The 26,977-nt window shown below is 67.7% G+C and carries 19 protein-coding genes and 1 pseudogene; 13 read left to right on the top strand and 7 right to left on the bottom strand.

The features are described from left to right. Nucleotides 1–154: 154 nt before the first annotated feature. Together ASD42_RS31480 and ASD42_RS31475 are read left to right on the top strand one after the other, a co-directional pair. Nucleotides 155–1,834: an NTF2-like N-terminal transpeptidase domain-containing protein gene (locus ASD42_RS31480; protein ID WP_235569905.1), complete on the top strand. Its 1,680-nt coding sequence runs from the start codon at nt 155–157 to the stop codon at nt 1,832–1,834. Between the two features lie 73 nt (nt 1,835–1,907). Then, nucleotides 1,908–2,264 carry a DUF3054 domain-containing protein gene (locus tag ASD42_RS31475; protein ID WP_056823728.1) on the top strand — a complete coding sequence of 119 codons (357 nt, stop codon included), beginning with the start codon at nt 1,908–1,910 and terminating at the stop codon, nt 2,262–2,264. Here ASD42_RS31475 and ASD42_RS31470 read toward each other — a convergent pair whose 3' ends face one another. Then, nucleotides 2,265–3,335: a lysylphosphatidylglycerol synthase transmembrane domain-containing protein gene (locus tag ASD42_RS31470; RefSeq protein WP_056823725.1), complete on the bottom strand. Its 1,071-nt coding sequence runs from the start codon at nt 3,333–3,335 to the stop codon at nt 2,265–2,267. Nucleotides 3,336–3,339: 4 nt separating this feature from the next. After that, entirely contained in the window at nt 3,340–4,893 is a 1,554-nt protein-coding gene (locus tag ASD42_RS31465; protein WP_435830330.1) for an adenylate/guanylate cyclase domain-containing protein, read from the bottom strand. 416 nt (nt 4,894–5,309) lie between these two features. Between ASD42_RS31465 and ASD42_RS31460 the strand changes: the two genes are divergently transcribed. The 5 genes from ASD42_RS31460 (at nt 5,310) to ASD42_RS31440 (ending at nt 11,589) form a co-directional block, all read left to right on the top strand. Next, the gene (locus tag ASD42_RS31460; protein ID WP_056823722.1) at nt 5,310–6,551 is read left to right on the top strand and encodes an AI-2E family transporter; all 1,242 of its coding nucleotides are present in this window, start codon (nt 5,310–5,312) and stop codon (nt 6,549–6,551) included. Next, a complete protein-coding gene (gene macS, locus ASD42_RS31455; protein WP_056823720.1) occupies nt 6,532–7,710 on the top strand; it encodes a MacS family sensor histidine kinase in 1,179 nt (392 codons plus the stop codon). The genes ASD42_RS31460 and macS overlap by 20 nt, the downstream gene beginning before the upstream one ends. A gap of 16 nt (nt 7,711–7,726) precedes the next feature. After that, nucleotides 7,727–8,377: a response regulator gene (locus ASD42_RS31450; protein WP_056823717.1), complete on the top strand. Its 651-nt coding sequence runs from the start codon at nt 7,727–7,729 to the stop codon at nt 8,375–8,377. 62 nt (nt 8,378–8,439) lie between these two features. After that, the gene (locus ASD42_RS31445) at nt 8,440–9,111 is read left to right on the top strand and encodes a DUF1707 SHOCT-like domain-containing protein (protein ID WP_056823714.1); all 672 of its coding nucleotides are present in this window, start codon (nt 8,440–8,442) and stop codon (nt 9,109–9,111) included. A 564-nt stretch (nt 9,112–9,675) separates the two neighbouring features. Next, nucleotides 9,676–11,589: a DUF2339 domain-containing protein gene (locus tag ASD42_RS31440; protein ID WP_084787386.1), complete on the top strand. Its 1,914-nt coding sequence runs from the start codon at nt 9,676–9,678 to the stop codon at nt 11,587–11,589. Between the two features lie 1,657 nt (nt 11,590–13,246). On the opposite strand, the pseudogene ASD42_RS34710 reads toward ASD42_RS31440, so the two are convergent. From ASD42_RS34710 to trmB, 3 genes and pseudogenes are all read right to left on the bottom strand, one after another. Continuing rightward, nucleotides 13,247–15,835: pseudogene (locus tag ASD42_RS34710) on the bottom strand (MMPL family transporter); the annotation flags it as partial. Then, nucleotides 15,836–16,552 carry an NYN domain-containing protein gene (locus tag ASD42_RS31430; RefSeq protein ID WP_082844190.1) on the bottom strand — a complete coding sequence of 239 codons (717 nt, stop codon included), beginning with the start codon at nt 16,550–16,552 and terminating at the stop codon, nt 15,836–15,838. Beyond that, the gene (gene trmB / locus ASD42_RS31425) at nt 16,549–17,292 is read right to left on the bottom strand and encodes a tRNA (guanosine(46)-N7)-methyltransferase TrmB (protein WP_442938702.1); all 744 of its coding nucleotides are present in this window, start codon (nt 17,290–17,292) and stop codon (nt 16,549–16,551) included. Before trmB ends, ASD42_RS31430 begins: the two co-directional genes overlap by 4 nt. 192 nt (nt 17,293–17,484) lie before the next feature. Here trmB and ASD42_RS31420 point away from each other — a divergent pair, with 192 nt between their 5' ends. The 4 genes from ASD42_RS31420 to ASD42_RS31405 all read left to right on the top strand — a co-directional run bounded on the left by ASD42_RS31420 (nt 17,485) and on the right by ASD42_RS31405 (nt 22,707). Next, on the top strand, nt 17,485–18,594 hold the full coding sequence (locus ASD42_RS31420) for a hypothetical protein (protein WP_056823709.1): 1,110 nt from the start codon (nt 17,485–17,487) through the stop codon (nt 18,592–18,594). Beyond that, on the top strand, nt 18,581–20,062 hold the full coding sequence (locus ASD42_RS31415) for a hypothetical protein (protein ID WP_235569903.1): 1,482 nt from the start codon (nt 18,581–18,583) through the stop codon (nt 20,060–20,062). The genes ASD42_RS31420 and ASD42_RS31415 overlap by 14 nt, the downstream gene beginning before the upstream one ends. A 249-nt stretch (nt 20,063–20,311) precedes the next feature. Next, nucleotides 20,312–22,141, top strand: coding sequence for a phosphoenolpyruvate carboxykinase (GTP) (locus ASD42_RS31410; RefSeq protein ID WP_056823705.1), 1,830 nt, complete (start codon nt 20,312–20,314; stop codon nt 22,139–22,141). A gap of 386 nt (nt 22,142–22,527) precedes the next feature. After that, a complete protein-coding gene (locus ASD42_RS31405) occupies nt 22,528–22,707 on the top strand; it encodes a hypothetical protein (RefSeq protein WP_056823702.1) in 180 nt (59 codons plus the stop codon). Nucleotides 22,708–22,721: 14 nt separating this feature from the next. Here the strand turns inward: ASD42_RS31405 and ASD42_RS31400 are convergent, their stop codons facing one another. Beyond that, nucleotides 22,722–24,170, bottom strand: coding sequence for an aldehyde dehydrogenase (locus tag ASD42_RS31400; protein WP_056823700.1), 1,449 nt, complete (start codon nt 24,168–24,170; stop codon nt 22,722–22,724). A gap of 211 nt (nt 24,171–24,381) precedes the next feature. Between ASD42_RS31400 and ASD42_RS31395 the strand changes: the two genes are divergently transcribed. Further along, complete coding sequence (locus tag ASD42_RS31395; RefSeq protein WP_056823697.1) at nt 24,382–24,678, top strand: hypothetical protein; 297 nt, start codon at nt 24,382–24,384, stop codon at nt 24,676–24,678. Here the strand turns inward: ASD42_RS31395 and ASD42_RS31390 are convergent, their stop codons facing one another. Next, entirely contained in the window at nt 24,679–25,464 is a 786-nt protein-coding gene (locus ASD42_RS31390) for a class I SAM-dependent methyltransferase (protein ID WP_056824171.1), read from the bottom strand. A gap of 343 nt (nt 25,465–25,807) precedes the next feature. Between ASD42_RS31390 and ASD42_RS31385 the strand changes: the two genes are divergently transcribed. Next, a complete protein-coding gene (locus ASD42_RS31385) occupies nt 25,808–26,971 on the top strand; it encodes a glycosyltransferase family 4 protein (protein WP_056823693.1) in 1,164 nt (387 codons plus the stop codon). Nucleotides 26,972–26,977: the final 6 nt, after the last annotated feature.

Raw genomic sequence — 26,977 nt, 5'->3', positions numbered from 1 at the left:
AGGTTGGAAAACGGACCCTCATCAGGGCGAGATTTCCGGCACAATCGAGGTGTCGAGGTCGGGGAGTATCCCGACTGACCGGGGCATTGGAGACAGGTCAACTTCCGGTACGGTGTATTTGTTACCGGAGTGGCAAGAGTGAAGAGTGGGCGATATGGATGTGTGGGGATCCCGCCGCTTTCGCGTCCGGGGCGCTATGGCGATCGCGGGGGTTGCGACCCTCGCCATCGCGCTGTGCTCGTGCGGAGTGGGTGGGAAGACGAGCGAGTCGGAGACGGTGGTCCAACGGTTCACCGAGCTCCTCGATGAGAAGGACTACGGCAAGGCCGCCGACCTGACCTCGTACCCCGCCGCCGCTTCGGCAACCATGAAGCAAATGTTCGAGGGCCTGCAATCGGGCACCGTCGACTACGAAGCCTCCCAGGTGATCGACCTCGACAAGCAGTCGGCGATCTTCAGCATGGAGGTCGCTTGGAACTTCGGTGAGAAGAAGGACTGGACCTACACACTGCAGGGCACCGTTCGCAAGCTCGCCATCGGCTGGCGGATCTCCTGGGAGCCCGCGGTGGTGATGCCGCAGTTGACGGACAACCGCACCGTCAAGCTCGTGCGCACGACCGCGAAGCCGCCGCCGAAGGTCGTCGATCTGCCGGGTGAGGCGCTGATGACCGAGCAGACGCTCAATGTCATCAAGATCGACCCGAGCCGCACCGGCGATCTCGTCGGTACCACCAACGCCCTCGCCGACGCCATCGAACCGGTGGCGCCGCTGATCACCGGGCCGTCGCTGATGCAGCAGCTGGCGGGCTCGCAGGGTCAGCCGATCGTCGCGGTGAACCTGCGCGACGGGGATTTCGCGATCCTGGAACCGCGGATGGCCAAGGTGCCCGGCGTGGTGATGGAGAAGCAGCCCAAACTGATCTCGGCCGACCGGCGCACGCGCTCGCCGATGCTCGACGCGCTGCGCAAGGTGTGGCAGGACAGTCTCGAGGCCACCGCGGGCTGGGGTGTGCAGATCTTCGAGGCCGATGGCAGGTTCGTCAACCAGGTGGCCGGATATCAGGGACCTTCCGGGCCGGATATCGCCGCGACGATGGACCAGCGTCTACAGCGCGCCGCCGAAGACGCGGTGGTGAGCGCGGGGACCCCGGCCACGGTCGTGGCCATCCAGCCCTCGACCGGCGCGGTCGTCGCGGTGGCACAGAACTCCTACGCCACCGAGAAGGGTCCGATCGCCTTCACCGGGCTGTTCCCTGCGGGCGGCACGATGGAACTGTTTCGTACCGTCGCCGCGGCGACCAAGAACAAGCCGCCACAGGACGTCACCGTGCAGGAAGCGGCCGAGGCGGCCACCGCGCTGGGTGTCGGCGTCGACTTCAAGGTGGCCGGGCTCGACGAGGTGACCGGGCGAATCAGCGCACCCGGCCGCAGCACCGAACAGGTGCGCCAAGGCGCGGGCGCCGACGCCGTGCAGGTCAGCCCCTTCGGGATGGCCATCGCGGCCGCCGCGATCTCGCGTGGCTCGGTGGTGCCGCCGATGATCGTGGCAGGTAATCCGGGCGCCACCGATTCGCCTGTTCCCGCGCTGCCACAGCCGGCGGTCGACCGGTTGCGCGCAATGATGAACGACGGCATCAACAAGCCGGAAACCACCGCACTGCGCGGATTCCGCGATGTCACCGCGTTCGCCGCGACGGGTGGCGCCGACGGGTGGCTGCTGGCGACGATGGGCGATCTGGTCTTCGCGGTGCACATCGCCGATGTCGACAGTGGTGACGCCACTTCACGTCTCGCGGCCGTTTTGCTGAAATCACTGGCGACGCCGGAGCCGTAAGCACAGGGTTACCACTGATCAGTGGGCATGAACCCGGTCTCGAAGTCGATCTTGAGCGGTTACGCTGCTTTCCGTGAAGAGATACGCGCCGTTCGGTATCGATGCTTTATTGGTGATCATTTTCTGCGCGATCGGGAGGCGCAGTCACGATGAGGCTGTCATCGCCGGTCTGCTGAAAACCGTGTGGCCCTTCGGGGTAGGGCTGATTCTCGGCTGGGTGTTGGCGGTGTACGCCGCGCGGGATACACGATTCGACGCAACGGCGTTGTGGCCCACCGGAATCCTGATCTGGGCGAGCACGCTCGTCGGCGGGATGGCGTTGCGCGCCATCAGCGGTCAGGGCGTCGCACTGAGTTTCATGATCGTCGCGGCCTGTGTGCTCGCGCTGTTCCTGCTGGGTTGGCGAGCGGCCATTCGCGCGCTGCGGTGATCAGATTCGTCGTTGCTGCTTGAATTCCTGCTCGTACTCGTGGTCGTCGGCCTGCGGTGTGCGGAACAGGAACGCGAAGACGATCCAGCCGACCACGGCGACCAGGATGAAGCTGACCAGCCGGTAGACGAACGCGGCCGCCACGGCCTGTGCGGCAGGCAGCCCCGCGCCCGCGGTGAGACCGTAGATCAACGTGGCATCCACATAGACGATGCCGCCAGGGGCGAACGGAATGGACCCCACCGCCTTGCCCGCCGCGAACGCGATGAGCAGCCCGGACAACTTGGGGTCGGCACCGACCGCGAAACAGGCGGCGCCCAGACACGCCACGTCGGCGAATCGGTGCACCAGCGCCCACACCCCGACGAGCGCCCCGTCCTTCTTCCCCAGCTCGACCGACTCGAGCTGGGCCCGGATCTCGGCCAGCTTGGCGATGCCGTGGTCGGCGGGCTTCTTGCGCAGCCGATTGATCAGCGCGAGCACCCGCCGCAGGATGGACTCCAGCATGCCGGGATGGCGGGCCAGATAGTTGCCGATGAACAGGACCAGGCCGAGCACCACCAGCGAGCCGACGAATTTGAAGCCGATTCCCTGCCCGACCAGTGCGGCGCCGGTGATTCCGATCAGCGCGAGGCCGGCCGCGGCGACCACGCCGGAGAAGACCAGCTGCCAGGAGGCCACGATCGGGCTCGCGCCCCAGCGCCGGGTCTGGCGGTAGGTGAACGCGGTGGAGAAGACCTGGCCCGCGGGCAGCGTCAGCGACATCGCGGTCGCGCCGTAGACCACCGAGACCGATTTCCCCTGGCTGACGTCCACCCCGCCCGCGTGCAGCAGTTGCTTCTGCACCCGCCCGAATCCACTCATCGACATCGCCTGCAACACGATGCACAGGAACAGCCAGCCCCAGTGGATCTCGGTGAGCGTGCGCCAGGATTCGTGCAGGCGGGGCCACAGATACAAGCCTTCGCCGACGAGCAGCGCGAGGATCACCGCGCCGAGCACCCACTTGACCCACCGGAAGCGGCGGCGGCGCCCGGCCGGTGCGCCTGCTAGGTCGCCGTCGGCCGTCACGGTCTCAGCCTAGCGAACGTGCCTGTTCTTCCTCGTCCATGCGCGGCGCGGCGATCGCGGACTTCGGCCAGGCCAGGCGGGTTTTTCTGCGTCTGCCGCGCAATTGGACCTCGTCTCCGGTTATCCAATGTTCCTGCTCGCTTTCGTCGGCGAAGTAGAGCGCGCTGCCCGAAGCGAGAACGCGGCCGGGATGATCTTTGGCCAATTCGGTGAGCCGCGACGCCTCGTTGACGGGGTCGCCGATCACGGTGTATTCGAATCGATTTGCGGCGCCGATGTTTCCGGCGACCGCCAGGCCCGCCGAGACGCCGATGCCGATGTCGAGGCTGGTCACCTCGCGCAGCGCCTCGCGCAGATCGCGGGCCGCGGCCAGCGCGGCACTCGGCGCGTCGGGGCGATCCAGCGGGGCGCCGAAGATGGCGAGCGCCGCGTCGCCGACGAACTTGTTGACGAAACCGTGGTGGCTGTCGATCACGTCGACCACCACCCGGAAGAACTCGTTGAGCAGGCTGACCACCTCGGTCGGCGGGCGCTCGGCAGCGGCGGCGGTGGAGCCGACCATGTCCACGAACAACACCGCCACGAATCGGGTCTCACCGCCCAGTTCGGTGCCGTAGTCCAGTGCCCGCTGCGCCACGTCCTCACCGACGTGCTGGCCGAACAGTTCCTGCAGCTTGCGCCGCTTGGCGGCCTCGTCCATCATCCGGTTGAAGCCGACCTGCAGCAGCCCGATCTCGCTGCCGTCGTAGACCTCCACCTGCACATCGCGCGAGCCGGCCTGCACCCTGTTGATGGCTTGGGACAGCTGACGCACCGGGTCGGAGATCGAGGAGCCGGTCAGCATCGACAAGGCCAGCGCCTGCAGGATCACCACGCCGCACAGCAGCAGGATCGAGATCGCGAGGGACTTCGCCGAGAACTTCACATCCGAGGAGATCTGGGTGACGCACAGCAGCACGATCGCGATGGTCGGTGCGAAGGTACCCATGCCCCAGGTCATCGCCATGCGCGTGCCGACACCGGGGGTGAGCGTGTGGTCGAAGGTGCCCTCGGTCAGCGCCTCGGCGGCGACCGGGCGCAGAATGCGCTCACCCAGCATGTAGGTGAAGCCGAACACGATGGTGGCGGCCATACATTCGGTGACGATCACCGCGCCCGCCAGTTCGGGCGATTCGGAGATGATCAGCGCGGCCAGGATCCCGCCGCCGATGACCCACAGCACCAGGTGCACGATCGACTGCCGCAGCGGCACATGCAGCGCCGCCATCTGCTCGCGTCGGCTCGGCGGTCCGCCGCGCATCTGCCAGCGCATCACCGGCCGCAACATGAGCGCGGCGGCGAAGATGCTCAACACCGCGGCGACACCGAAAACGAGCAGCGGCGCGAGCAGACCGGTCTGGCGCACCCCACCCGGATCGCCCTCGGGAACCGGCAGGCCATATTGGATGAAGGCCCACACCAGCACCGCGCCGAAGGCATTGGCCAGCAGCACAGACGTCAGGTACAGCGGCCAGCGCGTTCGCATGGTCTGTTTGACCGCTTCAAGTGGCGCTGACACGCTAGCCAATCTATCCGACCACGTGCCCAGGTGATCAGGACAGGCGACCGGGTGTGCATTATCGCACCTACGCTCGCCCGTTACTGGGTGGAAACCGAGGAAACCTCTGCGCGATTTCCCAGTAATTCGCTCCGGCTATATATGAAAGGCGCTGGCTTGCAGGGTAATTCGCGCTACTCGTGCGGTTGCGCGGCGGGCAGACCCCCGAGGTTGCCTGCCGGCCGGCCGGATCACCGCCGATCTACCCCCTGGCTGGCCTGTTCGGGCACTGACATGCGGGTTTGTCCTCGACAGGCAGGCGATCGCCGGATCCGGTCGGCCGGGCGATCGCGGTAAGGGGGAACTGTGGTCAGAACCTCTTTCCGAGGCGCCGACGCGAGCACCGATCCAGCGTTCGGACCGATAGGCTCTGTCGAGTGACCGACCAGCAGGTAGATTCCGGGACCGCGTCGACACCATGGCGCTCGGACGCCGAGGCAGTTCATCCCCTGGTCCGGAAAGCCGCGGCGTGGAGCTGGCGGCTGCTGATCATCTTCGGGGCGCTGCTCGCGGTGGGGATGCTCGTGCAGAAGTTCGCCACGGTGGTGATTCCGCTGGCCATCGCGTTGCTTGCCGCCGCGTTGCTCGCGCCGCTGGTCGATTGGATGCAGCGGGTGGGGATCCCGCGCTCGCTCGGCGTGTTCGTCGCGCTGCTGGGGTCGATCGGGCTGCTCGCCGGGGTGTTGACCTTTGTCGTCGAACAGTTCGTCGACGGAGTGCCGGGGCTGTCCAACGAGGTCACCAACAGCGTGCACAAGGTGCAGGACTGGTTGATCAACGGTCCGCCACACCTGAGCGATCAACAGATCCGCAGCGCGGGCGACACCATCGTGCGCACCATTCAGGACAACCGCGAGAGCCTGACCAGCGGCGCGCTCACCACCGCCACCGCCATCGGTCATATCCTCACCGGCGCGTTCCTGATCCTGTTCATCCTGATCTTCTTCCTCTACGGCGGGGATCAGATCTGGAACTTCGTCACCCGGATCATCCCCACCGTGCACCGCGAGAAGGTGCGCACCGCTGGTGAATTGGGCTTCGGGACGCTGGTCGGTTTCGTGCGCGCCACCGTGGTGGTGGCCGCGGTCGACGCCATCGGTATAGGGGCCGGGCTCGCGATTCTGCATGTGCCGCTGGCCTTGCCGTTGGCCTCGCTGGTGTTCATCAGCGCCTTCATCCCGATTATCGGCGCGTTCTTCGCCGGGTTCGTCGCGGTGTTCATCGCGCTGGTCACCAAGGGTCTGGTGACCGCGCTGATCGTGCTCGGCATCATCATCGCGGTGATGCAGCTGGAAGGCCATGTGCTGCAACCGCTGCTGCTCGGGCGGGCCGTGAGCATCCATCCGCTGGCCGTGGTGCTCGCCATCACCGCCGGTTTGGTCGTCGGTGGGATCGCGGGGGCGCTGCTCGCGGTGCCGCTGATCGCGGTGGGCAACACCGCGATTCGATACCTGCTCGCCGACAGCCCGGCGGAGGCGTTCGGCGAGCTAGTGGGCACCGAAGAGCGAAAACGGTTCACCGCCGAGCCCGACAAACCCGAACCGCCGGGCCGCTTCGACGTGGCGACGCGGCTGCGCATGGAAGAAGCCGAGTTAGGCGATGCGGACCCACACAGCTGAGTTGAGCTCGGCCGACGCCGCGACCGCGCCACTGTGGCGGGCCGCGCAGGCGTTTCGGCTGGTCACGCTGCTGTACGCGATCGGCCAGCAGATCGCGTCGGTGCCGTATTACGACCATCCGCGACTGAGCTGGATGCTGATCGCGGTGATGGCGATCTGGTCGGGGAGTTCGGCGCTGTTGCTGTCGCAGTGGTACTTCCCCGAGGCCACCGGGAAGATCCGCGGCTGGGTGGTGTTCGGCGATCAGGTGGTGACGATCGCGCTGATCGCCTCGACTCGGCTTGTCGCGGATTACGACTGGTACCACGGCCATCAGACTCTGCCCACGACGTTGTGGATCGCGAACTCGGTGATCTCCATGGCGATTCTGCGCGGTCCCGTCGCGGGTGTCGTCGCGGGGCTTGTGATGTCGGCAGTCGTGGTGACGGTGCGGGATCAGTGGGGGCAGGACGTCTGGGGTGATGCGACCGCACCGGTGCTCGTTTCGGTGGGGTTGGCGCTCGGACTCGCGGCCAATACCGCTCGGCGGGCGCAGGGTCAGCTCGAACGGGCCCTGCGGATCACGGCGGCGGCGCAGGAGCGGGAGCGATTGGCGCGCGAGGTGCACGACGGGGTGCTGCAGGTACTGGCCTTCATCAAGCGGCGCGGCGGCGAAATAGGTGGGCCCGCAGCAGAACTCGCGCAGCGAGCCGGGGAGCAGGAGGTGGCGTTGCGCGTGCTGCTTTCCGAACAGGCGGAGCTGCCCGACCCCGATTCGGGCGAGGTGGATCTGCGGCCGTTGCTGACCGCACGCGCCACCCCGGAGGTGTCGGTGGCCACGCCGGGTGATCCGGTGCTCGTCGGGCGGGTGGTCGCGCAGGAGATCGCGGCGGCGGTGACCACCGCGCTGTCGAATGTCTCGCTGCACGCCGGGGCCGACGCGAAAGCCTATGTGCTGCTGGAAGACACCGGTGACATGCTGGTGGTGAGCGTGCGTGACGACGGAGTCGGGATCGCGACGGGGCGCCTGCGAGCGGCCGAAGCCGAAGGGCGGATGGGGGTTTCGCGGTCGATCGTCGGGCGGGTCGAGGCGCTCGGCGGTAGCGCCGAGTTGCTGACCGAGGGGCAGGACCTCGGTACCGAGTGGGAATTCCGGATTCCGCGCCACCCGGCGCGCTGAGAAGAGGAGCTGGGCGATGCCGGTCATTACGGTGATGGTGGTCGATGACCATCCGATGTGGCGTGAGGGTGTTTCTCGTGATCTCGCCGAAGCCGGTTTCGATGTGCTGGCCACCGCGGACGGTGTCGGCACCGCTTCTCGGCGCGCCGCGGCCGTGCGGCCGGATGTGGTGTTGATGGATATGCAGCTCACCGATGGCACCGGGGTCGCGGCTACCGCCGAGGTGTTGCGGGTTTCGCCCCATAGCCGGGTGCTGGTGCTGTCGGCTTCGGCCGAGCGCGACGACGTGCTCGACGCGATCAAGGCAGGGGCGAGCGGGTACCTGGTGAAGAGCGCGTCGGCTGCCGAGTTGATCGATGCTGTCAAGGCCACCGCCGCAGGTCAGCCGGTGTTCACGCCCGGATTGGCCGGGTTGGTACTCGGGGAGTATCGGCGAATGGCGACCGCGCCGGCGGCCGCCGATCAGCCGCACCGGCCGTCGTTGACCGACCGGGAGACCGAGGTGTTGCGGATGGTGGCCAAGGGATTGTCGGCCAAACAGATCGCTACCCGATTGAACCTTTCGCATCGGACGGTGGAGAACCATGTGCAGGCGACGCTGCGCAAGTTGCAGCTGGCGAATCGGGTCGAGCTCACGCGCTACGCGATCGAACAGGGGCTCGAGTAGTCGCAGTGATTAGGGGTTTGCCCTGATGCGCTACGTGGGTGTGGCTGGTTACCCTCGATGGCATGGGCGGTCCTGAATCCCTCTTCGTACCCGGTGCCGCGACGGCTGGTCCCGTCGGTGACCGTGAGCTGCGTGTTTCCGATGCCGAACGAGAACATGTCGGGCAGTTGCTGCAGCGAGCTGTCGGGCTCGGCATGCTCTCGCTCGGGGAGTTCACCGAGCGGATGGATACCGCGCTGGCCGCCAAGACCCGTGGTGAACTCAACGCCGTGCTGGTCGACCTGCCCGGTATGCGGGTGGCGGGTACTCCGCAGCCTGCCGCTATGCCGCGTCCACGACACGTTCCGGTTCCGGCCGGTGGGTCCAATCCGAGCGCGATTCGTAGTCGGTTGTCGGGGGTCAATCGACGCGGGCCGTGGCAGGTACCGCCGGTGCTGCATCTCAACAACCTGATGTCCAGTGTCACCTTGGACTTCACCGAGGCGGTCATGCAGACGCAGATCGTTGAAATCCAGGTCGACGATTACTGCACGAGTTTGACTCTGCTTGTGCCGGCGGCCGCGACTGTTGACCTCAACGGGTTGGATTTGGTGGGGTCTTCGGCTAATAACAAGGTCCGTACGGGGCCGCCGATCGGGCCGCTGCATCTTGTCGTGCATGGGCGTATCCGGTTCGGCTCTGTCACGGCGAAGTATCCGTTGATGGTTCAGTGGAGACGGTTCTTGGGGTCGTGACCCGGCCCTCAGCTGGTCGGCAGTTCACAGGTTGAGGTGTGAATTCGGGTAGGAACAGCGGGTAGGGCGGGGGTTTCTACTCATGTTCGGCGGTCTTTTCGGGCCGACTATGGGGTTATGAGTACCGCTATCGATCCCGCGCTGGTTGCGCGGCTCTCGGGGGAGTTCACCGCGCTCGGCGTCCGGATGGGGCAGCTCGGGGGCGATCTGGATGTGCTGTCCGCGCAGTTGCGGGGGGAGGTGTCGCGCGCGGGGAGTTCGGAGGCGACGTCCGCGGGTTCGGATGCTGAGCAAGCTGATTCGGATGCGGTGTCCGGGGTGCATGGGATTGGTGTGGGCGAGGTCGGTCGAGTCGGCGTGTCTCCGGAGCCGGGTACTGCATCAGGTGCCGGCGGTACGCAAAGTGTTGCGGGGCAGACGGTTCCGGGTACAAGGCACGGTTATGTAGGTCCGGTTGGTGGTGTGGCGTACGGACCGGCGGGATGGCCGGTAGGTGTGCGGTACGGCGGGCAGGTAGGCGCTGGGCCGAGTGGGGTGGCTCCGAACTGGGTGGGTTCGAACGGGATGCCCGGTGGACCCGCCACGTCTTACCGCGCGGCGGGGCCGCCGCCGAAATGGGTTGGCCCCGCTGGGCCGCAGGGTGGGCGAGCTGTGCCATCCGGGCAGGTCGGGCAGCCGGCCGGTTGGGCGGGGACGCCAGGGCGTGGCGCTCCGGGGTGGGTCGGAAGTTCCGGGAGTCGCGGGCAATTCGGGCCGGGGCGCACGACTCGGGTGCCGTGGTGGCAGCGGGAAGGCGTCATTTCTCGGGTGCTCGCGGTGGCCGGGGTCGGGGTGACCTTGGTCGGTGTGCTGATGCTGTTGGTGTTGGCCGCGCAGGCGGGGTTCTTCGGGCCGGTGGCGAGAGTTGTTGCCGGGGCCGCACTGTCGGTGGTTCTGGTCGGGCTCGGGTGGCGGGTCTTCGGGCGCCCTGGTGGTCGTGTCGGCGGAATTGCGCTGGTGGCCACGGGTATTGCCGGGTTGTATCTGGATGTTGTCGCGGTGACCGGGTATTACGGGTGGATTCCTGGTGGTGTGGGGCTCGCGGTGGCGCTCGGGGTGGCGTTGGTCGGGTTGGGGATCGCGGTGCGGTGGCAGTCTCAGCCGTTGGCGGTGGGGGTGGTGTTGGGTGCGGCGGTGTTGTCACCGGCGTTGACGACCGAACTGATGCTGCTCGGGTTCCTGGTGGTGTTGCAGGCGGCGGGGGTTCCGGTGCAGATGCGCAGGAACTGGCCCGCGCTGCACGTGGCGCGCACGTTGCCGGTGGTGCTCGCCGTGCTGGGGATGGTGGCATTGAGCGGGATCGAAGGGGCGATCTCCGGTACCGAGGCGGAGCAGCGGCAGGGACTGCTGGTCGCGGCGATCGCCTGCGCGGTGGTCGGGTTGGTCGGCGCCCTGCTCGCGGTGCGACGCAGGTCCGGCGACATCACCGCGAGTATCACGATCGCGCTGACCGCGCTTCCGGTGCTCGCCGCCGCGGTGCTGTTCGACCGGGTGGTGAGCGCTTCGATCACCGCCGTGTTCGCCGCCGTACTCCTCGGCCTGGCGGCCACGGTGCTGATCCCGCTTCGTACGGCGACAGCCGAGATTCGCGGGCACGGGGATTCGGCAGTGGACACCGCGAAGGTAGATCCGGGCTCCGCGAGTGCCGCGGTCGTTCCGGACGGGCTGGTCGGACGGTTGCGAATTGCCCGGCACACGGCGCTGGTGGCGGGGCTGACCGGTGCTGTCGCCCTGTTGCAGACCTGCACGATCGCGACGGGCGGTCACCCTCGACTGCTGCCGACCATGTTGTTCGCGGTCGGTCTCGCGTTCCTCGCGGTTGCCGCGGCGAGTCGAACGCGGGTGGCCGCGGGGCTCGGTATCGCGTTCGCCCTGCTGGGCGGGCTGGTAATGCTGGCGATCGCTACGCCGGAAACGCTGGCGCTGCAACGACTCGCGGACCAAAACCTCGATACCTCGACGGCGGTGGCCGCGGTGGTCGGGTTGGGCGTGGCGGCGATGGTGGCGTGGACCGTGCCGCGGTTGCCACGGTACGACGATCCCGCGCTCGTCACCGGAGTGTGGATCTCGGTGAGCATCGCCGGGCTGTACTACGTGCTGGTCGCCGCGGTATCCCTCGGCGTATCTCTCGGCGGCGCAGACGGTTTCATTGTCGGCCACAGCCTTGCGACCATCGTGTGGATGGTCGCGGCGACCGGCTCGCTGTTCTACGGTCTGCGTCGACTGTCCAGCTCGCCCGCCGTCGCGAAAGTCTGCCTGGTCTCCGGCCTGCTGGTGGCCGCGGCCGCACTGGCGAAACTGTTCCTGTTCGACCTCGCGACACTGTCCGGCCTGATCCGCGTCACCGCGTTCCTGGCGGTCGGAATCCTGTTGCTACTCACCGGAACCCGCTACGCCCGCGCCTTCGCCGACGCGGCGCAGCCTCGCCAGGCTCCCTGAGCAGACCCGCCCCTCAGTCGTCCTCGCGCCGACGCAGAAGTTCGTTCACGCTGACCGTCCGGCCTTCAGCACCATGATGGCGACCTTCGTCCGCGGCGGTACCGCGGCGCGACGAGCGCAACTGAGCCATCCAGTTCTCGATCTCGTTGCGAGTGTCGGCCGGGGGTTCGCCGGATTCCGGTGCGGTGGAATCGGTTTCCGCCGCACCGGCAGTCTCCGGCGACACCTCGGTGGACGGCTCCGAGGGCGAGGCGGCGGGGGACGGGACGGCGGTGAAACCCGAAGGGGCCTGCCACCGACCGGCGTTGTCGGTCGTCGGTGCCTCGTCGGCTGCTTCCCGACCTGTCGCCGGTGTTTCACCGTTGCCGCCCTGGATCGGCGAACTCGCCGGTGAATCCGGCTGTCGGGGTGAAGGAGCAGTATCGCGCGTGACCTCGGTGAATCCCGGCGGCGCCACCTGCGGGCGCACGATGTCTGCCTGGCGAGCCGAGTCCGACTGAGCGCCGGACGGATTCGACGCACCGGAGAAGTCGGCCGGGTGATCGACGGCGGGGCGGATGCGATCGCTCGCACTGTCCTGCGAGGAGGGCGTGACCGGCGAGAACCGTGGTCCGCTGTCCTGATCGGGCGTATTGAAACCACGCGGCGTGCCCGGGCTGGTCATGCCGTTGTTCCACGGAGTGCTCGGCTGTGGTTCGACGGGCACCGCAGTGCCGAAAACGCTCCGCGGAGGGATCGGCGAATCGGGTTCGGTCTCCGCACGCGCCGCATCGCCCTGGGGCGGCTCGGCACGATGCGTGCCGGGCGCGGCCGAGAGATCGGGACTCGGTGACGCGAATCCGTGCGGGCGTGAATCCGCTTCGCGCACTGCGGCATCAGCCTGGTCGGACGGACGGCTCGGCTCGGCCGGGATGCCCGAATCCGGCGCGGGGGAGTCGGGCGTGACCGGCCGCAGATTCGACGCCGTCACAGGGCTGAACCCGTTGAAGGTTCCGCCCGACGGAGTATCACCAGCGCGAGGAGGCGTGTCGCCCGTACGGGGTGCGGGTGTCGGCTCGCCCGCGCGAGGTGCCGTGTCGCCCGCGCGAGGTGCGGAGGTCGGCGCGTTCGGCGGCGTGTTGACGATCCTCGGTGCGGCCGGCGGGACGATTCCGCGAGGCGGCGGGGTCGCCGTGCTCGGCCGGGCCGGGGGGACGATGCTCGGCCGCTGCGGCAAATCCGCCGGGGGCGTACCGAATCCGGCGCCGTCGCCGGTCTCGTTCGGTGTTGACACCCGAGGCGTCGGCGGAGTTTCGCCGATCACGCCCGGGGTGTACCCCGTAGGTGGCTGCACGCGCGAGGAGCCACGCGGCGCGGCCTCGGTGACGATGCCGGGCAGGTCGAGGTCGGACCCGCTGTCGCCGGCCGGACGGGAAATCGAAGGGCCACCGGTGGTTTCGGTGATACCGAAGGCGGTGTCCGGCGTAGCGGTACGAGACGGCGAGTCGGCGGTGCCGTTGGTCTGTCCGAGCCCGTTGGTGGAGCGAGTGGCCCCACCGGGTCCGGTTTCGGGGTCGCCGAGGTCGGTGTGGGGTGCGGGAGGCGTGCCGAAGCTGGGGCCCGAATAGCCACGGTCTTCGTCCGCGGCAGTATCCGGGGTCGAATCACCGTGTCCCTGAGCGGGATTCGGCGTACCCGGCTTCACGATCGGGAGTACCTGAGTCGGCTCGCCGGACACGTACTTCGGCAGTTCGAACTCGGCGTCTTCCTGCTTCGCGGCGCCTTCGGCATCAGGTTTCGCGGGCGTACCCGGCTTCACCACCGGCAATTCGCGCGTCGGCTCACCCGAGGACAACATCGAGGCACGGGGGCGCGTCGGATCTGGCGACATCGGCTGGCGCGCGCGTGCGGGCTCAGCGGAGTCGGCATCGGTGATCTTGTCGATGCGCTGAGTCGGTGCCTCGGCCTCGATCTCGGCGACCGTGCGCGGCCTGCGGGGCGTACGCGCCAGCTTGGAGTCGGGGACCGCCGTCATCTGCATGGTCGGCGGGTCGGTGATCGGGGTGGTCTTCACCAGGTCGACCACGCCACCGTGTTCCGGGCGTTCGTCGTCGAGGATGGGTTCGCCGAGGCCGATCTTCTCCTGGATGCGCTTCATCCACTTCGGCGCCCACCAGCAGTCGTCGCCGAGCAGCTTCATGATCGCGGGGACCAGCAGCATGCGCAGCACGGTGGCGTCGATGAACAGCGCCGCGATCATGCCGTAGGCGATGTACTGCATCATCACCAGATCGGAGAACGCGAACGCGCCGGTCACCACGAGCAGGATCAGGGCGGCGGCGGTGATGATCCGCCCGGTCTGCGCGGTGCCGATCCGCACGGCTTCGGTGGTCGACGCGCCTTGGGCGCGCGCCTCCACCATGCGCGACAGCAGGAAGACCTCGTAGTCGGTCGACAGGCCGTAGATGATCGCGATGATCAACATCAAGACCGGCGCACTGATCGGCTGTGGCGTGAAGTTCAGCAGCCCGGCACCGTTGCCATCGATGAAGATCCAGGTCAGGATGCCCAGCGTCGCGCCGAGACCGAGCGCGCTCATCAACGCGGCCTTGATCGGCAGCACCAGCGAACCGAACGTCAGGAACATCAGCACGGTGGTGGTGACCAGCACGAGCAAGATCATCCACGGCATCAGTTCCAGCAGCGTGTCGATGCTGTCGGCCATGAGCGCGGGCTGACCGGTGACGTACATCGTGACGCCGTCGGGTACTTCGATCGAACGGAGGTAGTCGATCGTCGGTTCGGCGTTGCCGGTGGGATCGACCAGGGTCGCCGAGGTGCGGAACACCTCAGGGTTGGTCGGCGACTTGGTCGGCACGGCGAACGGGCCGACCATTCCGGGTGCCTGGTTGGCTTCCTTCCAGACCTGACCGATCGCGTTCGTGTCGTCGGAGACGAAGACCAGCTGGATCGGGTCGGTCTTGCTCTGTGGGAAGACCTCGTAGAAGTGCTCGAGCGCGGATCGGGCCTTGTTGTCCGGCGGGAGGTACTTCTCGTTGATACCGCCGAACGCCAGATCCTTGACCGGGATGATCAGCAACAGCAGACCGACGGTGATCGGAATGGCGATCTTGAGCGGGTGTTTCATGACCCAGCGGGTCGTGTTGCCCCAGAAGCCGTTCTCGATCTGCTCGGCGGTCTTGGTCTTGCGGAACCGCTTGAGGCCGAACGAGTCGACGCGCGGGCCGAGGACGGCGAGCATCGCGGGCAGGATCGTCACCGCGGTCAGTGCGGCCAGGGAGACGGTGGCGATGGTGCCGTAGGCGACCGATCGCAGGAAGCCCTGCGGGAACAGCAGGATGCCGCCGAGACTGGCGATGATCATCGTCGCGGAGAACACGACTGTTCGTCCAGCGGTCATCACCGACCGCCGGACGGCGGCGCGCGTGGAGTAACCCTCCGCCAGTTCTTCGCGGAAACGACTGACTATGAACAGGCCGTAGTCGATCGCGAGGCCGAGGCCGATCATCGACACAACGCCGCTGACGAAGGAGTTGACCTCGGTGAAGTTGGTCAGCGCCATGACGATGCCGTTGGCACCGAGGATCGTCAGACCACCGATGACCAGCGGCAGCGCGGCCGCGACGATGCCGCCGAAGATGAAGAACAGCAGCACTGCCACCGCGGGGATGGCCAGCACTTCCATCCGTTTGGTGTCGTGCGCGATCGTGTCGTTGAGGGTGACCGCGATGGCTTGGAGGCCCGAGACCTCCACGTCGACGCCGGGAATGTAGAAGACGTCCTGCACGGCGCGGTAGTTGGCCATGATGACGGTGTCGTCGTTGCCGACGATGGCGATCGAGGCGAACGCGTGCTTCTTGTCCTTGGAGCCGAACGCCGACGGCACAGCGGGCGCGTCGCCCACCTTCCAATAGGTGCCGTTGATCTTGTCGATCTGATCAGGGTGTTCGGCCAGGGCCGTGGTCAGGCTGCCGACGACCTTCTGCTGGAACTCCGGGTCATCGATCGTTTTGCCCTCGGGGGCGTTGTACATGACGATGACGTCGGCCATGTGGTCGCGTCCGTAGGAGCCGTCGGCGATCTGCGCGCCCGCCACCGATTCCGAGCCGGGATCGAACCACCCGCTCGATGTCAGGCGAGGGCCGAGTCCCATGCCGTAAGCGCCCAACGCCAACAACGCCGCACCGACGACAGCGATGACGGCGAAGCGGAACCGAAAGACCAGATCGCCCCAGCGGGTGAACACTTAAGCGACTCCTTGACCAGGGCGAGAAGTGAGTAGTGCCGACAGCGGCCGGAAAGGCTGCAGCCAGGCACCCTCGTCGGGCAGCGACTCGAGACTCACCCGCGGTAGCGGTTCACGGAACACGCCGGGGATGTCCTCGAGGTCGACGAACCCGAGGGTATCCGAAGTGACGGCCCAACTCGCGTGCTCACGGAATCCGAGCACCTGAGCTGGGATTCCCTTGGCCGCGATGGCCTCCAGTGGTTCACGGAACGCCTGACCGTCGGCCGAGGCGACCATGATGCCGGCTAAACCGCCGTCGCGTTGACGGGTCGCGATGTGCGCGAGCATGTCGGCGTCGACATCGGAGTCTTCGTCGATCTTGGGCTTGGCGAACACCGCGAAACCGACGTTGCGCAGCGCTTCCACCCAGGGGCGGACCACGTCGGCGGTGCCGGGCGCGATATTGGTGAAGACGGTGGCCTCGGCCTCGATGCGGCCCTTGGAGGCCACCGAGATCTCGGCGGTGCGGGCCAGCAACCAGCGGCCGAGCGCGTCGAAGCGGGGGCGATAAGCGGCAGTGGGCCGTCCACCGAGGATGGCGCCGAGCCCCATGTCGAGGTTCGGCGCGTCCCAGACCAGCAGCACACGTCGAACATCGGAACCGCTCAACGCCTCGGAACCGGAGCCTGCCTGGGCGGGCACCGGCATCTCGGGGGCGATCTCACTCACGCTCATCTGTCGATCTTCCCCCATATGAACTCGTTGATGGCGCTACCGGCACGCAGGCCTTTGCCTTCGAACTTGGTGACGGGCCGTTCGAAACCGATCGGCGCGGTAGTGCGGTTGACGGCGCTGTCGCCACCGGTGGTGTCGTTCAGGCCGGTGAACAGCGGTTCCTTGGAGCCTACTTCGAGAATATGCTCGGCGTAATCCGCGTGGTCGGTGGCCACGTGCAGCACTCCGCCCAGCTTCAATCTGCTGGCGATCAGGGCGAAAGTCGGCGCCTGTAGCAGTCTGCGCTTGTGGTGGCGGGCCTTCGGCCACGGGTCGGGGAAGAACACCCGAACGCCGATCAGCGATTCCGGGGCAACCATGTTCTCCAGTACGTCGACCGCATCGCCGCGCAGCAATCGGATGTTCTCGATCTGTTCGCGCTCGATCTGCTGAACCAGCTGGGCAAGACCGGGCTGGTACACCTCGATGCCGATGAGATTCAGGTGCGGTTCGGCCTTGGCCATGGCGGCCGTCGCGGTGCCGGTGCCGGTGCCGATCTCGATCACCAGCGGCGCTTCGCGCCCGAACCAGGCGTCGGCGTCGACCGGATCATTGGACACATTGCGCCCGATCTTCGGCCACGTGTTGTCCCACGAGGCCTGCTGGTTCGGCGTCAGCGCGCCCCGCCGCGTGCGGAAGCTCGTCACGCGCGGGTACAGCCTGGAGCCGGTGAGCGAGCGTCGGCCCGCGTCGTTCGGCATCTCCGACAGCTTGTGGCTGGTCGGCTCGGCGTGGTCGGCGGCGTCGTTCACGCGTCCATTGTCCAGCATGCGCGCGGGTGCGTCGCAGGCGAGTTCATGGGACCGCTGATCCGCCCAGGTCGGCCGAAGGTTCGCCCGGCCCCGGCTCGGCGCGGATCTGACACAATGCCCTCCGAAAAGGGGGTGTGCAGAATGTCGACAGCCACCGAATTCGCACAGACACGGCCCGCGGATCAGCTCGACGAGCTGATCTCGGCTCTAGGTGCAGGTCGCGGGGGTGATCCGGCGATCGCCGAACAGCTCGCGACAGCGGCGGCGAGCCGTCGTCGTCCGCTGCACATCCAGATCACGGGGCGTGCGCTCAGCGGGCGCACGACCGTGATGGCCGCGCTGGCATTGCTGTCGGCGCAGGAGACCGCGCCGGTCGATCAGCCCGAACTGCCCGATCCCGTCCTCGACGGCGATCTGGTCATCTATGTACTGGCCGGTGCGCCGCAGGCCGCCGACTATCGCCTGCTCGCCACCGTGCCGCCGGGTCGCGGGGTGGTGGTGCTCAACAAGGCCGACGCGGTAGGCGCGCGCTGGGGTGAGGCCGTGGCCGCGGCACAGCGGCACGCACAGGAACTCGGGATGCCGATCGTGCCGATCATCGCCTCGGTCGCCGCCCGCACGAGGGCGGGAGCGGTGAGCGCCGCCGATCTGAGCGATCTGCGCAGGCTCGCGGTCGGCCCCGATGTGCCCTCGGTACTCGCGGCCGATCTGTTCATCGGCGACGGCTCCGACCAGGAAGCCCGTCGGCGGCTGATCGCCAACTGGGACCTCTACGGCGTGGACTGCGCGCTGACGGCTCTGCGCGCCGACCCGGATCTGCCCGCGTCGGCGATCATCCAGATCCTGCACTCGGCCAGCGGGATCGATCCGCTGCACAAGCTGGTCCACCGCCGGTACGAGCAGGTGGAAGCGGTTCGTGGCGGCGAACTGCTCGACGAGCTGACCCGACTGGCCGCCCGCTCGGTCCCCGGCGACGGCGGCCGCGCCCGCGAACTGATCGAGCACTATCTCGCCGGCGACGAAGCGCTCTGGGCCGGCATGTGTGCCGGATTGGCCTGCCCGCAGGTCTCGCATCTGGCCGCCGGCTATCCGTCGCCCGCGCCCGGCGACGCCGACGAAGCGCTCGCGCGCGCCACCCGCTGGCGTGCCGTCGTGTCCAGCGACATGCCGCCCGCCGCCCGGCGCGCCGCGCTGCGCGTCCACAACGGCTATGTCAGAGCCTGGGAGCGGATGTCCAGTGCAGGCCTCTGAGGTCCCGTCCGACCGAGGAACGGCCGATGATCCCGGTGCCCTCTCGCCTGCGGTAGACGCGGTGATCGACCGGTGGAACCCGCAGGGCGGCGCGCTACTGCGGGCGATGGCCGAGGCGGGCGAGGGCACCAGCATCACCTTCTACGCCGCCGACGACGCCAACACCACCCTCCTTCGCACCGAACTCGCCCGCTTCGAACCTCATATCGACCTGGCCGACCCGGCGGCGCTCACCCCCGAGAACGAACCCGCCGCGGCCCTCATCCTCTTCGACGCGGGCAGTGTCCTCGGCGCCGACATGTTCGCGCTGATCGACCGCCTCCGCGCCGCCGACCAGCGAATCCTGCTCGCCATGAACGGCTTTCACGCCTATCAGGACTGGCGCGCGACCCGCGTCCGCAACCTCGAACTGCTCGCCGCGCGCGGCATCACCGACCTGGACATCGTCGCCGTCTCCGCCCGACTGGCCGCCGCGGCCCGCGCCGCCGACGACTCGGCGCTGCTCGATCGCTCCGGCGTGGCCGGACTGCACGCCACCCTCGCCGCCGCCACCGCGCGGCGCCCGACCGACGGCGCCCAGCGTCGAACCGCCGTCCGCACCCGCGTACTCGCCGACACCAGGGCGAGAATCGACGAACAGATCACCGCGCTGCGCTCCGGCACCGACACCGAGCGGATCAGAGAGGAGCGCATCGGACTGGTCGCCGAGCGCGACGGCGGCCGCCAGACCGGCCTGGCCGCCGTGCGCAGCCAGGTCCAGCTCTCCCGCGTTGACCTGACCACCGAACTCGGCGCCATGGTGCGCGCCCTGCACACCCGTTCCCGCGCCGAACTCGACCGCTGCGACCGCGCCGAACTGCGCGCCTATCCCCAGCGCCTGCAGCAGGCCGCCGGTGAACTGTCGGCCTCGGTCGACGCCGTCATCGACGAACGGGTGATCGAAGCCGCCCGCCGGATCGGCACGACCGCCCCGACCACTCGCCGCCGTGATCCGGCCCCTCGGGTCGGTCCCGATCCCGACAAGAGACACCGGGGTGTCGAAGATCACCTCATGATCGCGCTCGGCGCGTCGGCGGGTGTCGGGCTCGGCAGGTTGGTCGTGGCGCCGCTGTCGTTGGTGCCGACTCTCGACGTGGCGAGCGTCCCGGTGACCTTGCTGCTCGGCGCGGGCGCGGCCGCCTGGGTCGTGCGCGCCCGCGGTCAACTCGCCGAGCGCAATCACATGGCCCAGTGGGTCTCCGAAGCGCTGGTGAATATCAAAGCCCAGCTCGAACAGCGTGTCGCCGCGGTGCTGGTGGATATCGAGGCCGAATTGGCCGAGCACGTGGTCCGGGAATCGACCGCGCGGGCGATCGCCGTCGATCGGCGTGTCGCCGAACTCGACGCGCTCGCGCGCAGGCTCGTCGCGGAGCGTCCGGCACAGCTGACCGCCTGTGAGCGCGACATCGCCACCCTCGATCAACTGTGAGCGCGGGATTGACCGATACACCTGTGGGTACCTGTAATGGAGCCCGATGCCATATCGGTCGTCATATCGCGTTAACCTGGAGGCAGGAACCTGGGCGTCCGCTCTTGCCAGTCGATGCGCGGCCACCGTCCGTGTACGGCCTTCCTAGCCGTCTATCGGGGTTGTGCGACGGTTGGTCACTGCGGACGCCTTACCCGCCCATGGTGGCGATCGATGGATCGAACAACCGCCCATCTCAGGAGAGTTTTCATGACCTCAGCGACCATTCCTGGTCTTCGTGGATCCGACGGCAAGGCGCCGACCGAGCACAGTGAACTGCTCGCCTGGGTACAGGAAGTCGCAGAGCTCACTCAGCCCGATCGCGTGGTCTGGGCCGATGGCTCCGACGCGGAATGGGATCGCCTGACCACTCAGCTGGTCGAGGCAGGCACCTTCAAGCAGCTGGACGAGAAGAAGAAGCCGAACTCCTTCCTCGCGCTGTCCGATCCCTCCGATGTGGCTCGCGTCGAATCGCGCACCTACATCTGTTCCGCCACCGAGGCCGATGCGGGCCCGACCAACAACTGGGTCGACCCCGCCGAGATGCGCGCCACCATGACCGAGCTGTACCGCGGCTCGATGAAGGGCCGCACCATGTACGTGGTGCCGTTCTGCATGGGCCCGCTCGGCGCCGAGGACCCCAAGCTGGGCGTGGAGATCACCGACTCCGAGTACGTGGTCGTCTCGATGCGTGTGATGACCCGCATGGGCGCCGCCGCGCTGGAGAAGCTGGGCACCGACCGCCCGTTCGTGAAGGCGCTGCACTCCGTGGGCGCGCCGCTCGCCGAGGGCCAGGCCGACGTGCCGTGGCCGTGCAGCGACACCAAGTACATCACCCACTTCCCCGAGGACCGTGAGATCTGGTCCTTCGGTTCCGGCTACGGCGGCAACGCGCTGCTCGGCAAGAAGTGCTACTCGCTGCGCATCGCCTCGGCGATGGCCCACGACGAGGGCTGGCTGGCCGAGCACATGCTGATCCTCAAGCTGATCTCGCCCGAGAACAAGAACTACTACGTCGCCGCCGCGTTCCCGAGCGCCTGTGGCAAGACCAACCTCGCGATGATCCAGCCGACCATCCCGGGCTGGCGCGCGGAGACCCTGGGCGACGACATCGCCTGGATGCGTTTCGGCAAGGACGGCCAGCTCTACGCCGTGAACCCGGAGTTCGGCTTCTTCGGCGTCGCGCCGGGCACCAACCACAGCTCCAACCCCAACGCGATGGCCACTATCGACGCGGGCAACACCGTCTACACCAACGTCGCCCAGACCGACGACAACGATGTGTGGTGGGAGGGTCTCGAAGGCGACCCGCAGCACCTGATCGACTGGAAGGGCAACGACTGGACCCCCGAGTCGGAGGGCCACGCCGCGCACCCGAACTCGCGCTACTGCACCCCGATGTCGCAGTGCCCGACCCTGGCGCCGGAGTGGGACGACCCGCAGGGCGTGCCGATCTCGGCCATCCTGTTCGGCGGTCGCCGCAAGACCACCGTTCCGCTGGTGACCGAGTCGTTCGGCTGGGAGCACGGCGTGTTCATGGGCGCCACGATGGGCTCCGAGCAGACCGCCGCCGCCGAGGGCAAGGTCGGCACCGTGCGCCGCGACCCGATGGCGATGCTGCCGTTCCTCGGCTACCACGTGGGCGACTACCTCAACCACTGGATCGACCTCGGCAAGAACGCCGACTCGAACAAGCTGCCGAAGATCTTCTACGTCAACTGGTTCCGTCGTGGCGACGACGGCCGCTTCCTGTGGCCCGGATTCGGTGAGAACTCCCGCGTGCTGGAGTGGATCGTCGGCCGCATCGAGGGTCGCTCGGGCGCCACGGCCACCGCGGTCGGCAATGTGCCTTCGGCTGCCGATCTCGACCTGGACGGCCTCGACGTGGTCGCCGCCGACGTCGACGAGGCACTCTCGGTGAACGCCGACGAGTGGCGCAAGGAGATCCCGTCGATCGAGGAATGGTTCGAGTTCGTCGGCGACAAGCTGCCTTCGGGCGTGCGCGACGAGTTCGAGGCCCTCAAGGAGCGCCTGGGCTAGTCGCCCGAGCAGTCCAGAATGCGCACGCACACCAAGGCGTGCGCATCACACTGCTAGTCGCGCACGCACACCAAGGCGTGCGCATCACACTGCTAGTCGCCCGAGCAGTCCTGAATGCGCACGCACACCAAGGCGTGCGCATCACACTGCTAGTCCCCCGCAAACACTGAACCGCCCGTACCGAATCGGTACGGGCGGTTCTGTTCGTCCGGGTTCGTCGGACGATTCTCGCGGTCTCTTTCTGGGTACATCTTTCGGTGTCAGAGAGTCGCGTGAGGCGGCAGCGTTACCTTCGCCTATATTTCCTCTCGAGCTGATACCCCTGCGAGACTCCTGCACCGCCATGCGGTCAACGACGAGATCGACGCTGAGAGGTGGTTTGACGCATGACCGATCTGGTGACCGGATTCGAGTCCGACACCTATTCGAGTACGCCCATGCAGCGCGTGGCGGGCCGGCTGGAGCGAGTCCTGCCCCCGGGCTGGCGCGTCGAGGTCGTCGATCTACCTGCCCGGGGTGAGGTGGCCGCCCAGCCGGTTCTCCGGGTCCATATGCCGGACCTCTAGGCGGCCATCACCGATTACTCGGCGGTCCAACCCATCGGCATCAGGACGGACTTCTGTTCGCAGAACGCGTCGAGGCCCTCCGGGCCGTTCTCGCGGCCGATACCCGAGTTCTTGTAGCCGCCGAACGGCGCCGTCGGGTCGAAGGCGTACCAGTTGATCGCGAAGGTACCGGTGCGAATCCGGGCCGCGACCTCGACGCCGTGCTCGATATCGGTGGTCCACACCGAGCCGGCGAGACCGTAATCGGAGTCGTTGGCGATGGCGATGGCCTCGTCCTCGGTCTCGTACGGGATCACCGAGAGCACCGGGCCGAAGATCTCCTCCTGGGCGATGGTGCTGGCGTTGTCGACGTCGGCGAAGATCGTCGGCTCCACGAACCACCCGCGCTCCACGCCTTCGGGCCTGCCGCCGCCGAGCACCAGTCGAGCGCCCTCGGCCTTGCCCTTGGCGATGTAGCCCTCCACGCGATCGCGCTGCTTTTCGCTGATCAGGGGGCCGAGCTGGGTCGCGGGATCGGTCGGATCGCCGGTCTGCATGGTCTTGACGTGCGCGACCAGCGCGTCGACGATCTCGTCATAGCGACTGCGCGGCGCGAGAATTCGCGTCTGCGCGACGCAGCCCTGCCCACTGTTCATCAGCCCGGAGAACGCGAGCACGGGAATGCTCGCGGCCAGGTCGACGTCGGGCAGCACGATCGCGGCCGACTTACCGCCGAGCTCCAGCGATACGGTCTTGAGCTGCTCACCGGCCAGCGCGGCCAGCTTCCTGCCGACGGGGGTGCTGCCGGTGAAGGTCACCTTGTCGACGCCGGGGTGGCTCGCGAGATACTCGCTGGCCTCGGCCTCGGCGGGCAGCACCGAGAGCACGCCGTCGGGCAGGCCCGCCTCGGTGAACAGGTCGGCGAGGATATTCGCGGTCAGCGGAGTCAGCGGCGACGGCTTGAGCACCACCGTGCAGCCGGCCAGCAGCGCGGGTCCGAGCTTGTTCGCGGCGAGGAACAACGGGACGTTCCATGCGGTGATCGCGGCGACGACACCGCGCGGTTCCCGTGAGACACGCGAGGTTCCGAACAGGCCGACTCGAGTCTCGTTCCAGGCGAACGTCTTCGCGAGCTCGGCGAGTGCGTCCAATGCCGCGACGGCCGGAATCTGGTTGAGTGTCAAGGCGGCTAACGGCGGCGCACCCATCTCCGCGGTGAGCGCGGCGACCAATTCTGGCGAACGCTGCTCGATCAGCCGGGCAACCTTGGTGAGTACCTCGGCTCGTTCCAGTGGGGGCGTCGATGGCCACGGCCCGCTGTCGAACGCGTCGCGCGCCGCGGCGACCGCCGCGTCGACATCGGCGTTCGTTACCGCGGGCACGCTGCCGACGGTCTCCTCCGTTGCCGGGGAGACTACCGAAATGCGGTCACTACCGGCCGGGGTGGTCCACTTCCCGCCGATGAACAGACTGTCGTAGTGCATGAGAACACGTTACAGTTTTGCGGGCGAATTGTCTGCAACCTGTTCTAATTCGCTGTGGCGCAACGACTGTGAAGATTGCGAATTCCAACCTGTCGGTTCGCTTTTCGGGGAAACGCACTATTGCGTTCCGGTGGTGAAAAGGGGATGCTTTAGCTACTGATCAGCTCGCTCGATTCATCGGACATTAACAGCGAATTGGGGAGACCGACTCATGGCTGTGCAAGTGATCGGCCGATCGTTGATGACCAGCGACCAGACCGACCATCAGGCGAAAAGTGTGGGCAGTGGCGGATGGGTTGTCTCATTCCTGCCGGGCCGCACACTCACGATCGAGCAGGCGACTGCCGCTATCCAGGCCGCTGAGGCGGTCGCGATGGTCGGCGCCCTGGCCGATCAGGTCGGCCTGACCACGTTGGAGACCGTCGGCCTGGCGATTCAGGAATCGCCGTGGGTCAGAGTGTTGCCCGAGCCGATGCGGAGGTCGCGGCGCTTGAGCTGGCTGGCGTGATCACGCTTTGGTGGCCACCACGACCAAGTTGCTGACCAGTAGCTCTCGGATCACCGGAACGCGGACGAGCCACCAGGCCCAGCGCGGGTGATAACGCGGAAAAATAGTCCGCACATCAGCTGATGTCGTTGCCGCCCAGCGCAACCCATCCGCTGCCGTCACCGTGAACAGTGATCGGCCGAACCTGTTCTTCGGTTCGTGTCCGTGCTTGCGCCGGTATCGGCGGGCCGCGTACTCGCCACCGAGGTAGTGCCAGAGGCCGGTTTCGTGACCACCGAAAGGCCCGTGCCACACCGTGTACGAGTACACGATGAGGCCGCCGGGCTTGGTCACCCGCACCATCTCGTCGGCCATCAGCCACGGCTGCGGCACGTGCTCGGCGACGTTGGAGGAGAAGCAGACGTCGAAGGCGTTGTCGCGGAACGGCAATGCCATCCCCGATCCGCGCACCGAACCCGACACCCGCAGTCCGGCCGCGTGCATCTCCGACGGGTCCGGCTCCACCGAGACGTAGCGCGCGCCCACCGCGGTGAACTCGTCGGCGAAGTACCCGGGGCCACCGCCGACGTCGAGGATCACGGTGCCGGTGAGGTCGCGGCCGGTGACGTCGGCGTAGAAGTCGCCGATCAGCTCGGCGCTGTCGGTGGCGATGCCGCCGTAGAAGCGGGCCGGGTCGGACTGCTCGAAGCGGAAGCTGGTGAGCAGGCGCAGCGAGCGGCGCAGGCTCGCCCGGCGCGCGAACCTGGATCGGTCACGTCGCGCGACGGGCTGCTCGGTTCTCGGCATGGTGGCGGTCGACACGGGCTGGAGTTTATGGGCAGACCCTTCGGTCGCGGCTGGTGGTGGGTGGGTTGGGTTTGTGGGTTTGGGTTGGGCGGTGTGAACGGGGTGGGGTTTGGCGCGGTTGAGTGGGTGCGGTCGGTGGTGGGTGGGTTGGGTTTGTGGGCTTGGTTCGGGGGGTGTGGGCGGGGTGGGGTTTGGTGCGGGTGAGGGGGTGTGGTCGGTGAGGGGTTGGGGTGGATCGCGCGGTTTGGGCGGACACTGTCGATCCGTCCGTGTTACGCAGAGCACACCCGCTAGTGTGGGGTCCGACGTTTGTCTTCCTCCGAACCGATTGCGAGCCCCGACCGTGCGTGAAGTCCTCCTACTCTGCTGGCGTGACACCGGGCACCCACAGGGTGGCGGCAGCGAGCGGTATCTGGAGCAGGTCGGCGCGCAGCTGGCCGCGCGCGGCATCAAGGTCACCCTGCGTACGGCCGGTTATCCGGGCGCTCCCAAGCGCGAGCGGATCGATGGGATCGACATCAGTCGCGCGGGCGGGCGCTTTACCGTCTACCCCCGTGCGCTGGCCGCCATCATGGCTGGTCGGCTCGGTTTCGGTCCGCTGCGCGGCGTGCGCCCCGACGTCGTGATCGACACCCAGAACGGGATCCCCTTCTTCGCCGCGGCCACGGGCGTGCCCTCGGTGGTGCTGGTGCATCACGGGCACCGTGAGCAGTGGCCGGTCGCCGGTCGCCTGGTCGGGCGGATCGGCTGGTGGATCGAATCCACGCTGTCCCCGCGCGTGCACCGCGACAATCAGTACCTCACCGTGTCGCTGCCCTCCGCCGAGGAGCTGTCGGTGCTCGGCGTGGACCGTGAGCGCATCGCCGTGGTCCGCAACGGCGCCGAACCGGTCCCGGCCGAGGTCGTCCCCGGCGACGACGACACCCGCGCCACCCACCCGCGCGTCGCGGTGCTGTCGCGCCTTGTCCCGCACAAGCAGATCGAAGACGCCCTCACCGCCGTCGCCCACCTGCGCGAGCGCTTCCCCGGCGTGCACCTCGACGTCATCGGCGACGGCTGGTGGGCCCCCAACCTGCGCGCCTGCGCCGACGACCTCGGCATCGCGGACGCCGTCACCTTCCACGGGCACGTCGACGAACGACGCAAGCACGAGATCCTCTCGACCGCCTGGGTCCACGTGATGCCCTCGCGCAAGGAAGGCTGGGGCCTGGCAGTCATCGAAGCCGCTCAGCACGGCGTTCCCACCATCGGCTACCGCAGCTCTCGCGGCCTCACCGACTCGATCGTCGACGGCGTCACCGGCCTCCTGGTCGACGATGCGCCCGCGCTCGCCTCAGCCGCCGCCGACCTCCTCGCCGATCCCGAGATCAGACTGGTCATGGGCGAAAAAGCCCGAGCCCGCGCCAACGAGTTCTCCTGGGAGCAGACCGGCGCCGGGGTACACACGGTTCTCGCCGCCGCGGCTCGCGGAGAACGGGTCTCGGGGTTGGTCGCGTCGCGCGACTGAGCGCGG

It is taken from the genome of Nocardia sp. Root136, from assembly GCF_001427185.1.
GTDB classification, from domain to species: Bacteria; Actinomycetota; Actinomycetes; order Mycobacteriales; family Mycobacteriaceae; genus Nocardia; species Nocardia salmonicida.
This window is presented reverse-complemented; position numbering and strand designations above follow the sequence as displayed.